At 53.0% G+C, this 14,099-nt stretch carries 11 protein-coding genes; all 11 read left to right on the top strand.

Annotation, left to right across the window (positions count from 1 at the left end; translation table 11 throughout):
* Positions 1-3: 3 nt before the first annotated feature.
* The 11 genes from purQ to ACO9K6_RS07760 all read left to right on the top strand — a co-directional run bounded on the left by purQ (position 4) and on the right by ACO9K6_RS07760 (position 13,959).
* Entirely contained in the window at positions 4-699 is a 696-nt protein-coding gene (purQ, locus tag ACO9K6_RS07810) for a phosphoribosylformylglycinamidine synthase subunit PurQ (RefSeq protein ID WP_424766991.1), read from the top strand.
* On the top strand, positions 677-2,920 hold the full coding sequence (purL, locus tag ACO9K6_RS07805) for a phosphoribosylformylglycinamidine synthase subunit PurL (RefSeq protein WP_424766990.1): 2,244 nt from the start codon (positions 677-679) through the stop codon (positions 2,918-2,920). The genes purQ and purL overlap by 23 nt, the downstream gene beginning before the upstream one ends.
* On the top strand, positions 2,905-4,386 hold the full coding sequence (purF, locus tag ACO9K6_RS07800; RefSeq protein WP_424766989.1) for an amidophosphoribosyltransferase: 1,482 nt from the start codon (positions 2,905-2,907) through the stop codon (positions 4,384-4,386). Before purL ends, purF begins: the two co-directional genes overlap by 16 nt.
* A 68-nt stretch (positions 4,387-4,454) precedes the next feature.
* Positions 4,455-5,498 (top strand): phosphoribosylformylglycinamidine cyclo-ligase, encoded by a 1,044-nt coding sequence (gene purM, locus ACO9K6_RS07795; protein WP_424766988.1) that lies wholly within the window; start codon positions 4,455-4,457, stop codon positions 5,496-5,498.
* Complete coding sequence (purN, locus tag ACO9K6_RS07790; RefSeq protein ID WP_424766987.1) at positions 5,498-6,109, top strand: phosphoribosylglycinamide formyltransferase; 612 nt, start codon at positions 5,498-5,500, stop codon at positions 6,107-6,109. Before purM ends, purN begins: the two co-directional genes overlap by 1 nt.
* Positions 6,110-6,214: 105 nt before the next feature.
* Positions 6,215-7,762: a bifunctional phosphoribosylaminoimidazolecarboxamide formyltransferase/IMP cyclohydrolase gene (gene purH / locus ACO9K6_RS07785; protein WP_424766986.1), complete on the top strand. Its 1,548-nt coding sequence runs from the start codon at positions 6,215-6,217 to the stop codon at positions 7,760-7,762.
* A gap of 60 nt (positions 7,763-7,822) precedes the next feature.
* The gene (gene purD, locus ACO9K6_RS07780; protein ID WP_424766985.1) at positions 7,823-9,088 is read left to right on the top strand and encodes a phosphoribosylamine--glycine ligase; all 1,266 of its coding nucleotides are present in this window, start codon (positions 7,823-7,825) and stop codon (positions 9,086-9,088) included.
* 214 nt (positions 9,089-9,302) lie between these two features.
* Positions 9,303-10,241, top strand: a complete 939-nt coding sequence (locus ACO9K6_RS07775; RefSeq protein WP_424766984.1) for a polysaccharide deacetylase family protein — start codon at positions 9,303-9,305, stop codon at positions 10,239-10,241.
* 78 nt (positions 10,242-10,319) lie between these two features.
* Positions 10,320-11,723: a hypothetical protein gene (locus ACO9K6_RS07770; RefSeq protein ID WP_424766983.1), complete on the top strand. Its 1,404-nt coding sequence runs from the start codon at positions 10,320-10,322 to the stop codon at positions 11,721-11,723.
* A gap of 20 nt (positions 11,724-11,743) precedes the next feature.
* A complete protein-coding gene (locus tag ACO9K6_RS07765) occupies positions 11,744-12,568 on the top strand; it encodes a response regulator transcription factor (RefSeq protein ID WP_424766982.1) in 825 nt (274 codons plus the stop codon).
* Positions 12,565-13,959: a sensor histidine kinase gene (locus tag ACO9K6_RS07760; protein ID WP_424766981.1), complete on the top strand. Its 1,395-nt coding sequence runs from the start codon at positions 12,565-12,567 to the stop codon at positions 13,957-13,959. The genes ACO9K6_RS07765 and ACO9K6_RS07760 overlap by 4 nt, the downstream gene beginning before the upstream one ends.
* Positions 13,960-14,099: the final 140 nt, after the last annotated feature.

Here is a 14,099-nt window from a genome sequence, read left to right as displayed (position 1 = left end):
GCGATGAAGTTTGCGGTACTTGTATTTCCCGGCTCCAACTGTGATATCGACTGCTACAAAGCAGTAGAAGACACCATCGGCCAGCCAGTAGATTACGTTTGGCACACAGCAACGGACCTTTCTTCCTATGACGCGATTCTTGTGCCGGGCGGCTTTTCCTACGGCGACTATCTGCGCTGCGGCGCGATCGCACAATTTGCAGACGTTATGAGCGAAGTGAAAAAAGCGGCGGAAGCAGGCAAGTATATCCTTGGCATCTGCAACGGTTTTCAAATTTTGACGGAAGCAGGCCTTCTGCCTGGCGCATTGATTCGCAACAACGGATTGAAATTCCGCTGCCATCAATCGCAGCTTGAAGTTGTGAACAGCAGCACTCCTTTTACAAATCAATATTCGCAAGGCGAATTGATCCATATACCGATCGCGCACGGCGAAGGCAACTATTTCTGCGATGATGAGACGCTTGCTGAGCTGAAAGCTAACAACCAAATCGTGATCCGCTACGCGGGTGACACGAATCCGAATGGTTCGGTAGAAAATATTGCGGGCATCAGCAACAAAGCGGGTAACGTAGTCGGCATGATGCCTCACCCAGAGCGTGCGATTGACCAGCTGCTTGGTTCGGAAGACGGCAAACGGATGTTTACATCGATTTTGAATGCATGGAGGGAACAGCATGGCGCAGCAGTTAACAGCTAAGGAACCTACGGCAGAGCAGATTGCCGATCAGAAAATTTACAGCCAATTTGGCGTATCCGATTACGAGTATGAGCTTATTTGCGGATTTCTCGGCCGCAAGCCCAACTACACGGAGATTGGCGTATTCAGCGTCATGTGGTCGGAGCACTGCTCCTACAAAAACTCCAAGCCGATTCTCAAAAAATTCCCGATCACTGGTCCTCGCGTTCTGATGGGACCCGGCGAAGGCGCAGGTATCGTCGATATCGGCGACAACCAGGCTGTCGTATTCAAGATTGAATCGCATAACCATCCATCCGCGGTTGAGCCTTACCAAGGCGCAGCGACTGGCGTGGGCGGCATTATCCGCGACATTTTCTCGATGGGCGCTCGTCCAATCGCTTTGCTGAACAGCTTGCGTTTTGGCAACCTGGAAAATGAACGCGTCAAATATTTGTTCGAGCATGTCGTCAGCGGCATCGCCGGCTACGGCAACTGTATCGGGATTCCGACAGTTGCGGGCGAAGTTATGTTCGATGAAAGCTATGAAGGCAATCCGCTCGTGAACGCGATGTGCGTGGGCCTTATCGATCACGATAAAATTCAGCGCGGCGTGGCAAAAGGGGTAGGCAACCCGGTATTCTACGTCGGTCCTGCTACTGGCCGCGATGGAATTCACGGCGCAACTTTCGCTTCGGTGGAGCTGTCAGAGGAATCCGAAGAGAAGCGTACCGCGGTTCAGGTTGGCGATCCGTTTATGGAGAAGCTGGTTATGGAAGCAACGCTTGAGCTTATCAATTCCGGCATCGTGCTTGGCATTCAAGATATGGGAGCAGCGGGCCTGACTTGCTCCAGCGCAGAGATGGCTTCCAAAGCGGGCAACGGCCTTGAGCTTTACCTGGATGAGGTGCCGCAGCGTGAAACGGGCATGACGCCTTATGAAATGATGCTTTCTGAATCGCAGGAGCGTATGCTCTTCGTCGTTGAGCCTCAGCATGAAGCGCAGGCCAAGGAAATTTTTGATCGTTGGGGTATTATTTGCGCCAAAGTCGGCAAAGTAACCGATGACGGACGTCTTCGTTTGTTCCACCAAGGTGAAGAGGTTGCCGATATGCCGGTTAAAGCGCTCGTGGATGAGTGCCCGGTATACGAGAAGCCATCGAAGGAGCCTGCTTACTACAGCGAAAATGCGAAGATCGATACGGCGGCTTTTGCGGAAGTAAACGATTTGACTGGCGCTTTGGAGAAGGTTTTGGCTTCCCCGACTGTAGCGAGCAAAGAGTGGGTATATAATCAATATGACTATATGGTTCGCACATCGACAGCCGTTCAACCAGGCTCCGATGCGGCAGTCGTCACGATTCGCGGCACGCGCAAGGCGCTTGCGATGACAACGGACTGCAACGGACGTTATGTATATCTTGATCCAGAAGTAGGCGGACGCATTGCGGTTGCTGAAGCAGCGCGGAACATCGTCTGCTCCGGCGCGGAGCCGCTGGCTGTAACGGATAACCTGAACTTTGGCAACCCGGAGAAGCCTGAGGTGTTCTGGCAGCTTGAGAAGTCGGCGGACGGCATGTCCGAGGCTTGCGTGACGTTAAATACGCCGGTTATCGGCGGCAACGTGAGCTTATACAACGAGAACGCGAAGGGTGCCATTTACCCGACGCCGGTTATCGGTATGGTCGGTCTCGTGCATGACATCGATCACATTACAACACAAGGCTTCAAGGCGGAAGGCGACATCATCATCTTGCTTGGCGAGACGAAGGCGGAGCTGGGCGGAAGCGAATTGCAGTATGTACTGGAAGGCGCGGCATCGGGCCGTCCGCCGCAAATTGATCTTGCAACGGAGAAAAAAGTGCAAGAAGCCGTGCTTGGCGCTATTCAAAAGGGTTTTGTAGCCTCGGCGCATGACCTGTCCGAAGGCGGCATCGCGGTTGCGCTTGCGGAATCCTGCATCAGCGGACGCCTTGGCGCCGAAGTGGCGCTTACGTCCGATCTGCGCGCTGACCATCTGTTGTTCAGCGAATCGCAATCCCGTATTCTATTGTCCGTTAAGCCGGAGCAAGCAGCGGCATTGCAAGCATTATTGACAGAGCAAGGCGTAGTCCATGCTCAAATCGGAACGGTTCAAGGCAGCAGCCTGACCATTAACGTAAATGGCAAAGCCGGCATTGAAGCGCCGGTACAACAACTGGAGAAGGTCTGGAAGGATGCGATTCCATGTCTGATGAAGTAAGACAGGAGCCTTTGCTGTGGACAGGAGATCACTATAACGAAGGCATTGGCCGGGACGATATTTTTGATAAATTGCGTGAAGAGTGCGGCGTATTCGGGGTATTCAATCTCCCCGAAGCGTCCAATCTTTCTTATTACGGCCTCCATGCGCTACAGCATCGCGGCGAGGAAAGCGCGGGCATCTGCACGGTTGATTCGAAGAACGGCAACAAGTTCACTTATCACCGCGGCATGGGGCTAGTGAAGGAAGTATTCGACAAGGATAAGCTGGATATGCTGGCGGGCGACCGCGCGATCGGTCATGTCCGGTATTCGACGGCAGGAGAAAGCAAGCTGGCAAATGCGCAGCCGCTTATTTTTCGCTATCGGGACGGCGACCTTGCGGTAGCGACGAACGGCAATATCGTCAATGCTCCTGAAATTCGCCGCGAGCTGGAGATGTCGGGCTCGATCTTTCAAACGTCCAGCGATACGGAGGTTATCGCGCATCTTATCGCACGTTCGCCGAAGGATTTCGAGACGGCAGCGAAGGAAGCTTTGCAGCGTATTGTCGGGGGCTTCGCCTTTCTCATCATGACGAATGACAAACTGCTTGTTGCGTCTGACCCGAATGGCCTCCGTCCGCTCGTCATGGGCAGCATCGGCGATGGGTTCGTATTTTCTTCAGAAACCTGCGCATTCGAGACGATCGGCGCGGAGTATGTGCGCGACGTTCTGCCGGGCGAGCTGTTGATTTTTGATGCAAACGGCATGCGCGAGGATCGTTATGCGGTTGTCGAGCGTCGTGCGACCTGTGCGATGGAATATATCTATTTTGCCCGTCCGGACAGCGATATTAACGGCATTAACATTCACTCGGCGCGCAAACGGATGGGACGCCAGCTTGCAACGGAATCGTTCGTGTACGCGGATATCGTAACGGGCGTGCCCGATTCGAGTATTTCGGCGGCGATCGGCTATGCGGAGCAGACTGGCATTCCTTATGAGCTTGGCTTGATCAAAAACAAATATACCGGCCGGACATTTATTCAGCCTTCTCAGGAGCTTCGCGAGAAGGGCGTAAAAATGAAGCTGTCCGCTGTCCGTAAAGTCGTGGAAGGTAAACGCGTCGTCATGATTGACGATTCGATCGTGCGCGGCACAACGTCGCTTCGTATCGTAAACCTGCTTCGTGAAGCAGGCGCAACCGAGGTGCATGTGCGCATTACATCGCCGCCTTTCAAAAACCCTTGCTATTACGGCATTGATACACCTGATCGCAAGGAACTGATCGCTTCTACTCGGACGGTTGAGGAGATTCGGAAGCAAATCAACGCGGATTCATTATCATTTTTGAGCAATGAGGGCTTTGTGGAATCGGTTGGCGGCAATGATGGCGCTTATAATCGCGGCATGTGTCTAGCCTGCTTCGATAACGACTATCCAACCTACGTTAATGAGGAATCGGATAAAAGCTGCAGCTGTTAATACCATAGATTGTTAAAGTATTTCGGGGCGTTTACAAGCTCCATTATAAGCTAAGGAGTTGACCGAGAGTGTCAGAAGCGTACAAAAAAGCCGGCGTCGATATTGCGGCTGGTAACGAAGCGGTTGAACGGATGAAGAAGCACGTGAAGCGGACTTACCGTCCAGAGGTAATGGCGGAGCTGGGCGGCTTCGGCGGACTGTTCAGCTTGAACAAGGACAAATATGAGGAGCCCGTGCTCGTATCTGGCACGGATGGCGTCGGCACGAAGCTGAAGCTTGCTTTTGCCATGGACAAGCATGACACGATCGGCATCGATGCCGTAGCAATGTGCGTGAACGACATTATTGTACAAGGCGCGGAGCCATTGTTCTTCCTCGATTATCTGGCATGCGACAAGGTCATTCCTGAGAAAATCGAAGCGATTGTTGCCGGTATTTCGGAGGGCTGCGTACAAGCGGGCTGCTCCTTGATTGGCGGCGAAACGGCGGAAATGCCGGGGATGTATTCCGAAGGCGAGTACGATATCGCAGGCTTCACGGTTGGTATTGTCGATAAGAAAAAAATGATTGACGGGTCGACGATTGCAGCTGGCGACGCGGTAATTGGCTTCGCATCAAGCGGCATTCACAGCAATGGCTTCTCGCTCGTTCGTCGTTTGCTTCTTGAAGAGGCAGGTTATTCGCTTCAGCAGGAGCTGAAAGAGCTTGGCGGAGCTAAGCTAGGCGATGTATTGCTTGAGCCAACGCGTATTTACGTGAAGTCCGCGTTGAAGCTGATCGAGCAGGTTACGGTGAAGGGCATGGCGCATATTACGGGCGGCGGCTTTATCGAAAATATTCCGCGGGTGCTGCCGGATGGCGTTAACGTCGATATCGAGTACGGCTCTTGGCCGATTTTGCCGGTATTCGAATTGATGCAAAATAAAGGCGGCATTACGAATCGTGACATGTTCACGACCTTTAATATGGGAATTGGTCTGGTTGTTGTCGTTCCGGCTGACCAGGCTGCTGAAGCTCTCCGCCTTGCGGCAGAGCTTGGTGAACAGGCATACCGTATCGGAACGGTTACGGAAGGAAGCCGCATCGTGACATTTACCGGAGCGGACGTATAATGGGAGCACTTCGCATCGCCGTTTTCGCTTCGGGACAGGGCTCGAACTTCCAAGCGATTGCGGATGCGGTGCAGAAGGGGAAGCTCGATGTAACCATCGAGCTTCTTGTTTGTGACAAGCCTGCCGCTCCGGTCGTGGAGCGCGCGCGCAAGGCTGGCGTGGACACGTTCCTGTTCACGCCGAAGGCGTATCCATCCCGCGAGGCGTACGAGACGGAAATTCTCGCCGAGCTTACGCGACGCGGCGTGGAGCTGATCGTGCTTGCAGGCTATATGCGTATCATCACGTCAGCTTTGGTCGAGCCGTATTACGGGCGGATGATAAACATCCATCCGGCGCTGCTGCCGGCTTTTCCCGGGGTGAACGGCATCGGCCAGGCGCTGGATTACGGCGTCAAGCTAACCGGCGTCACCGTCCACTACGTGGACGGCGGCATGGACAGCGGGCCGATCATCGCGCAAAGCGCGGTCGAGGTGGTGGACGATGACACGGAAGCATCGCTCGCCGAGCGTATTCACGCAGCGGAGCAAGCGCTGCTCCCGGACGTCATCCAGCACATCGCACAGGGCCGCGTCGCGCTGGATGGCCGTCATGTGAAGATCCGCCGCTAGCTGGCGGGAGGCATGGAAAGCTGACCGAATCGAGCTGGAAATTAGCTTTAATCCACACATAGTTTGAGTGTATAGTTTGGTCAAATAGATGAGGAGGGTATTTGCGTGGCAATTCGTAGAGCGTTGATAAGTGTTTCGGATAAAACGGGGATTGTGGAGTTTTCCAGAGAGCTGGCGAACCAGGGCGTGCAAATTATTTCGACGGGCGGTACGTTCAGTCTGCTGCAAAAGGAAGGCGTTCCCGTTATCGGCATCTCTGATGTAACAGGGTTCCCGGAAATTTTGGATGGACGCGTGAAGACGCTGCATCCGGCTGTACATAGCGGCCTGCTGGCGGTCCGTGATGATGAAGAGCATCAAAAAGCAATGAAAGAGCTGGGACTAGACTACATCGACCTCGTAATCGTAAATTTATACCCATTCAAGGAAACGATTGCGAAGCCGGACGTTTCCTATGAGGACGCAATCGAAAACATCGATATCGGCGGACCGACAATGCTTCGCTCGGCAGCTAAAAACCATGCCTTCGTAACCGTTGTCGTAGATGCTGGCGACTATGGAACAATTTTAGAGGAAGTAAAGGCGCAAGGCGATACAACGCTCGAAACGCGTAAACTTCTAGCTGCTAAAGTATTCCGTCACACGGCGGCATACGATTCCCTGATCTCTGATTACCTATCGAAACAAGTCGGCCAGCCGCTTCCTGAGACGTACACAGTTACTTACGAGAAAGTGCAGGACCTGCGTTACGGCGAAAATCCGCATCAAAAGGCCGCTTTCTACAGCAAGCCGCTTGCTGCGGCAGGCAACATCACAACAGCTGAGCAGCTGCACGGCAAAGAGCTTTCCTATAACAATATCAGCGATGCAAACGCAGCGCTTGCGATTCTTAAAGAATTCGACGAGCCGGCTGTCGTTGCGGTTAAGCATATGAACCCTTGCGGCGTAGGCATCGGCGCAACGATTCATGAGGCTTATCAAAAAGCATACGCTGCTGATCCGACCTCGATCTTCGGCGGCATTGTAGCGGCTAACCGTACGATCGGCGCGGATACGGCTGAGCTGCTAGGTGGCATCTTCCTAGAAATCATCATTGCACCGGACTATACGTCTGAAGCGCTTGAAGTACTGACGAAGAAAAAAAATATCCGTTTGATGAAACTGGGCGAACTGTCTGCTGCAGGCGAACGCAAGCCGGAGTGGGTTGTGACATCGGTTGACGGCGGCATGCTCGTGCAAGAGAGCGACGTTCACAGTCTAACAGAAGCGGATCTGCAATTTGTTACCGATCGCAAGCCGACAGCGGAAGAGCTGAAGCAGCTTTTGTTCGGCTGGAAGGTCGTGAAGCATGTAAAATCCAATGCGATTCTGCTGGCGAAGGACGACATGACGGTAGGCGTAGGCGCAGGCCAAATGAACCGCGTAGGCGCAGCACGCATCGCGATCGAGCAGGCTGGCGAGAAAGCGAAAGGCGCGGCACTCGCTTCTGATGCATTTTTCCCTATGGGCGATACGGTCGAGCTTGCGGCAAAAGCAGGCATCACGGCGATTATTCAACCAGGCGGCTCGATCAAGGACGAGGAATCGATCGCTGCGGCGAATGCGAACAACATTGCGATGGTGTTCACTAGCGTACGTCACTTTAAGCACTAATCACAAGCTAATGCTTACGAAGTAAGCTTTCTGTGAAAACTTATCAGGAGGTTAGCCTATATGCGCATTTTAGTTATTGGCGGCGGCGGACGAGAGCATGCGATTGTCTGGGCGCTGAAGAAGAGCGAGAAAGTGAAGGAAGTGTTTTGCGCACCCGGCAATGCCGGTATTGCGCAGCTGGCGGAGTGCGTTCCGATCGCGGTGAATCAATTCGATGAGCTGATCCGATTTGCGAAGGATGCGGCGATTGATCTCGTATTCGTTGGTCCGGATGACCCGCTTGCGGATGGCATCGTGGATGCTTTCGAAGCGGCAGGCATTCAAACGTACGGTCCTCGCAAAAACGCGGCGGAAATCGAAGGCAGCAAGATTTTCATGAAAAATCTGCTGAAAAAATACAACATCCCGACGGCAAAATATGAAACGTTCACCGATTATGAATCGGCCTCTGCTTACCTGCAACAGCAATCCGCACCGATCGTTATTAAGGCTGACGGACTGGCGGCAGGCAAAGGGGTAACGGTTGCAGCTACGCTGGAAGAAGCGGAGCAAGCGCTGCGTGAGGCGATGATTGATAAAGTATTCGGAGAAGCGGGCAATCAAATTGTCATCGAGGAGTTCCTCGAGGGACAAGAAATGTCTATTCTCGCATTTGTTGATGGCGAAACGGTTCGTGCGATGGTTCCTGCCCAGGACCACAAGCCGATCTTCGACGGCGATAAAGGCCCTAACACAGGCGGGATGGGCACTTATACTCCGCTTCCGCATATCGATCAAGCGATCATTGATGAGTCGATTGCCAACATTATTATTCCTACCGCAAAAGCGATGGTGAGCGAAGGTCGTCCATTCCGCGGGGTGCTGTTCGCCGGCCTTATGATTACGAAAGACGGTCCGAAGACAATCGAGTTCAACGCGCGCATGGGCGATCCGGAAACGCAGGTCGTGCTGCCGCGTCTGGTAACAGATCTAATCGATATCGTGCTTGCTTCGCTGAACGGCAGGCTGGACCAGCTTGACATTGAGTGGAGCGATGAAGCGGCGGTGTGCGTCGTGGTCGCATCCGAAGGTTATCCGGCATCTTATCCTAAGGGCCGCGTCATTACCGGTCTAAAGGAAGCTGAAGCGCAGGGGGCTCTCATATTCCATGCGGGTACAGCTGAGAAGGATGGTCAATTCGTAACGAGCGGCGGACGCGTGCTTGGCATAGTCGGCCGCGGCCGCGACATCGCGGAGGCGCGCGCTCGCGCTTATGAAGCGGTTAGCGTGATCCATTTTGATGGGAAGCAAAACCGTACCGACATCGCAGCGAAGGCACTTCGTTAATTCGTTCATATCATGATTATAGCTGTTCGTTTTCATTACCGGGTTGCGGTAGTAAAAGCGGACAGCTTTTTTTATCTTATTTGTAAGAAATACCCGAAAGATGTTACTAATTTGTAACTCTATTAAACGGCTGCTCCTTTAAGATAAATCTATCAGCGAGGAATAGTAGGTGAGCAAAATGGAGAAGGCAAAGCGGCGTCGGAGGTTATTGGTTTTGATCATTTTGGCAGTGGTCATGGTATGGATGGGAGGCTGTGCGGTTGATCGGCCTCTAACGCTGTCTGTGCTTATGTCTGGGGGATCTCATTCTGTTACGGGCGGGAATGGACATGAAGAAGGGGCGCAGACAGGAGCGGGAGTGAACAACGGTAACAACGGTCAAGCGGGCAGTGAAGGACAGGGAGCGGTTATCGTTACAGGCAATACGGGAGCGGCACCCGGAGGCGAGGTTGAGCATGGGCATTTGGAGCAGCCTCCAGCTAGGGGATCGGGTTCAAATGCGGAGCCAAGCGCCCAGACCGATAAAGACGCAGCGAATGAGTCTACGTCACAGAAGCCGGAGCAATCGAAGCCTGGTGAGAGAGAGAAGGTGGTTGCGCTCACGTTTGATGACGGGCCGGATGCCCTGTACACAACAGCTATTTTGGATATCCTGAAGGAAAAGGGCGTGAAGGCGACCTTCTTCGTTGTAGGCCAGCAGGTAACGAAAAACCCCGAGGTGCTGAAGCGCATCGTGGATGAGGGTCACGAAATCGGCAATCATACATACAATCATAAAAATTTGTCAAAGCTCGGAAAGCCGCAAATTTGGAAGGAGGTTGAGGAAGGCGATGCTGCAATCAAGAAAGCCGCGGGCTTCACGCCATCCTTATTCCGTGCTCCATTTGGGGCGGTTTCCTACACGCTCAAAAATGTACTTAAGGCGCACGATCGCAAGCTCATCGGCTGGACCGTGGATACGCGGGATTGGGCAGGAACCTCGCCTGCTGACATGAGGAAGTTGATTCGGAATGAGACCAAGCCAGGTGGTATAATATTGTTGCATTCTTTTGGCAGCAAGCATATTCAAAACACGGTGAAAGCTCTTCCAGGCATCATTGACGACCTAGAGAAGATGGGCTATTCTTTCGTCACAGCCGATCAAGCTGCTTAAGCGCGGCAGAGGCATGAGGAGGCTGTAAATTTGGAGGGAGCAAGCGTTATAAAGGCTCAAGGCAGGAGGGGGAGAAGGATGCGGTCAGGCAGCATGCTCAGCGCGATTCTCTTACTCCTGCTGCTCGCAACCGGCTGCCGTTATACGGCCGCACCGGCGGATTTGCTGCAAAAGCCGTCCATCGCGCCGGAAAAACAGGCTATCGTACAGGCAATACAAAATACGCTTCCCGTATATAGCAAGCTCACGCTTCCGCTTCGGGAGGAAAATATGGGAGCCATCCATCTTATTGATGTGGATGGCGATGGTACGAATGAGGCAATTGTGTCTTATTACAATGAATATAGCACGCCTGAGCTTATGGTGTTTAAATATACGACGGCTTCTTGGAAGCCGTGGGTGCTCGTACAGCAGCCGCTTGCGAGGCAAATGGAATGGCTGAAGCTTGAGGATTTGAATCAGGACGGCCAGCTTGAGCTAATCGCGGGGTGGATCGGAGGCTTTGACAGCCCAAACGTACTAGAGATCTATTCGTTCCAGTCCAAGCCAGTTCGAAACGAAGCGGGCAAATTAATCATTAAACCGTTAGCGTCGCTGCCTTACACGTTTGCGGAGACCGGGGACCTCGATGACGATGGCAAAGAGGAATTGGCGATCATCTCCGAGTCGGGAATGAATCAAGCTTTGGTTTTGCCTGCCTATCACTTAACGATTTACAATTGGGATAGCAACGGCCTCCAGCAGTTATACACCCAGACAATTAATGATGAGATTAATCACTATGACCGATTATTAATAGGCCGAATTTCGCATCGGCATAATGGATTGATTATTGAGGCGTCCACTGGTGCGCATGGAACGTATCAGGCCTTGTACGCATGGGAGAGAGGCAAGCTGCGTCTGATCTATCCGAGCCAGTCGATGGAGCAGGACGGGATTACCGGCAAGTCTACGATGAGCGGTGATTTCAATCATGATGGAATTTTAGAGTTGCAGTGGGCAAGGGAAGCACCGGGCCATTCGGACGTCCCTTATTCCGATTCCAAGTGGATTGACGAGTGGATGCAGTGGGATGGCAGGGAGGGCTTTACGAAAATAGCGGAGGAGTTCAGCGATTACAGTTATGGCATGCAGCTCCGCATACCTGATAGCTGGATTGGTCGATACACGCTTCGTCTTCCCGAAGCAGACGCCCATGCCATCCTGACGATTGAATACTGGAATGAGGTATCAAACCTAAAGGGCGAGCTGGCAACTTTATATGCCGTTCCGCAGCAGCAATGGGGGGCGGTTGAAGCGGTTTGGAAGGAGCAGGGGCGAGCCTACAAAGAGCTGCAGACGAACAGCGGCAATGTGTTTGCGGCAGCTTTCATAAAGGAAGCTCCGGAAGCGTGGACTGCGGCGGACAAGCAAGCATTTGACGAGATGGCTGAAATGGAAGCGGAATTTGGATCCCTGCTGTCCTTCCGACAAGATTACTAGAGAGAAACGGGCGGTGACCGATGCGAGTTTTATTGTTAGAGGATGAAGAGTCGATTCGCGGCTTTGTCCGCATTAACTTAAAGCGAAATGACATGGAGGTTATCGAGGCGGAAACGGGTGAAGCAGCGCTCGCGTTTGCTGAAACGGAGGGCCCGATCGATATTGCGCTGCTTGATGTCATGCTGCCGACGATCAGCGGTTTTGAGGTGTGCTCGCAGCTGCGCGAGCGTTATCCGGGCATGGGGATTATTATGCTTACTGCAAAATCGCAGGAGGAGGACAAAATTCACGGGCTGGAGCTTGGTGCGGACGACTACGTGCAGAAGCCGTTCAGTCCGGGCGAGCTCATCGCGCGCATGAAATCCTTGTACCGGCGTATGCAGCCGGGGCTGTCAGGCGCGAGAATTCATGCTTCGGAAGCGGAGGGCAGTACAGCTGATTCAGATCGTGCCTCACGAAGCGACGCAGCGGAATCGATTGCCCGGCTGCAAAGTCAGCTGCAGCAAGCATCTGCTGCTCACACAGCCTCCCGGAAGGAGCTTTGTGTTCATCCGTTTCGGCTTTCGATGATGGAGCGGAAGCTGTGGAAGCATGGCAAGGAAATTATTTTGACGCCAACCGAGTGGACGCTCGTACGGCTGCTGATGGAACGCGAGGGAGAGAGCATTAGCCGCGATCATATTCTGACAGAAGTGTGGGGTCGCTATTATGTCGGGGACCTAAAGGTCGTTGATGTGAACATTCGCAGAATTCGGCAGAAGATCGAGCGTAACCCATCAGAGCCGGCTTTTATTGAAACCGTATGGGGCTTCGGCTATCGCTGGAAGCGGAACATAGGCGAATGAAAAGCGTCCAAACGAGAATGGTATGGAGCTATTTGCTGCTCATTGTGCTTGTCGTCGGCGTGTTAGGCGGTGTGTTCGCCACTTTTATGTGGAACTATTATTATGGCAGTGCACACAGCTCGATCAAGCAGAGGGCCGAGTCGGCGCTGACCCTTCACAGCCGTTCTTTATCCTCGTTATCGATACAGGATCAGGCGGATTATATGCTGCAATACATGGTAGAGGGCGGAACCAGGCTGCAGCTCCTCGACAGTGCGGGTCAAATTCGAATGGATTCCGATGGCTTTGCTGCTGATGTTCGCTATATGACCGGTGATGTTAGAGCCGCTGCTGGTGGGCTGACTGGAAGCTGGCGCGGTGTCGACCCCTATTACGGAGAGAGGGTTATCTCAATTACGATCCCCATCTGGAATAAAACGCGGGTCGTATCGATGCTGCGTTATTCTGCTTCGCTGAAGCAGGTGGACGAGATGGTCAGCCTTCTGATTCGAATGGCGGCTGTTGTCGGCATTGGCGTGGTGCTGCTATTCCTGGGATTAAGCTTATTTCTTGCCCAGCGCATCGTCAGGCCAATTCGCGAGCTCACGCGAGCAGCGCGATATATGGCTGAAGGAGACTGGACGCGCCGCGCGCTGCGGCGCAATGACGATGAGATTGGCCAGCTGGCAGAGACCTTAAATACGATGGTCATGGAGCTAAGCAAACGCGAGAAGCTGAAAAATGATTTTATCTCTTCGATTTCTCATGAGCTGCGAACGCCGCTCACCTCGATCAAGGGCTGGAGCGAGACGCTTAAGGAAAGCGAGCCTTCAGAGGACAAAGAGGAAGTCAAGCTGGGACTATCGATTATTAGCAAGGAGACGGAGCGGTTGTCCGGACTTGTGGAGGACTTGCTTGATTTCTCCAAGCTGTCGGCACGGACGATGGAGCTGCATACGGAGATGTTGGATTTTAACGGACCCGTGAAGGAAACGGTAAGTCAGCTGGCGGTTCGCGAGGAGCAGACGAAGGTCCGCTTGCTGGCAGCTTATGGAAAGAGCCCAATGCTCGTGCGTGGGGATGCTAACCGATTGAAGCAGGTCATGATCAATCTCATCGACAATGCTTTTAAATTCACGCCAGCGGGCGGTACGATACGGATTGCAACCGGAATAGAGCGGGAATACGCTTGGTTAAGCGTTGCGGATACCGGTTGCGGAATTGAAGCCGAGGATCTCCCTCATGTAACGGAGAAGTTCTATAAAGCGAATACGGGACAAGGCGGCTCGGGCCTGGGACTTGCGATTTGCAAGGAAATTATTGAGCTCCACGGAGGTCAACTGGTCGTTGACAGCGAACGCGGAGCCGGTACGATCGTGACGATCAGGATGCCGATTACGCATGAGGCGTAATAAGCTCAGGCTGCGCCTGGTCGTCATTCTTTATAAAAAAGCAATTTTCGTTTTGCTGCGACGAAGATGATCGCAATCACTATACCAGCGGCAAGTAGAAAGGACAGCCAGTGATCGTGCAGCCATGCAATCCATAACGG

The organism is Paenibacillus praedii, assembly GCF_049725345.1.
In the GTDB taxonomy this organism is placed as follows: domain Bacteria; phylum Bacillota; class Bacilli; order Paenibacillales; family Paenibacillaceae; genus Pristimantibacillus.
This window is presented reverse-complemented; position numbering and strand designations above follow the sequence as displayed.

Bases quoted from the DNA above. Each gene is read 5' to 3' on its own strand.
- purN (WP_424766987.1), top strand. From the start codon at position 5,498: ATGGGAGCACTTCGCATCGCCGTTTTCGCTTCGGGACAGGGCTCGAAC.
- purD (WP_424766985.1), top strand. From the start codon at position 7,823: ATGCGCATTTTAGTTATTGGCGGCGGCGGACGAGAGCATGCGATTGTC.
- purL (WP_424766990.1), top strand. From the start codon at position 677: ATGGCGCAGCAGTTAACAGCTAAGGAACCTACGGCAGAGCAGATTGCC.
- ACO9K6_RS07770 (WP_424766983.1), top strand. From the start codon at position 10,320: ATGCGGTCAGGCAGCATGCTCAGCGCGATTCTCTTACTCCTGCTGCTC.
- ACO9K6_RS07760 (WP_424766981.1), top strand. From the start codon at position 12,565: ATGAAAAGCGTCCAAACGAGAATGGTATGGAGCTATTTGCTGCTCATT.
- purQ (WP_424766991.1), top strand. From the start codon at position 4: ATGAAGTTTGCGGTACTTGTATTTCCCGGCTCCAACTGTGATATCGAC.
- ACO9K6_RS07765 (WP_424766982.1), top strand. From the start codon at position 11,744: ATGCGAGTTTTATTGTTAGAGGATGAAGAGTCGATTCGCGGCTTTGTC.
- purF (WP_424766989.1), top strand. From the start codon at position 2,905: ATGTCTGATGAAGTAAGACAGGAGCCTTTGCTGTGGACAGGAGATCAC.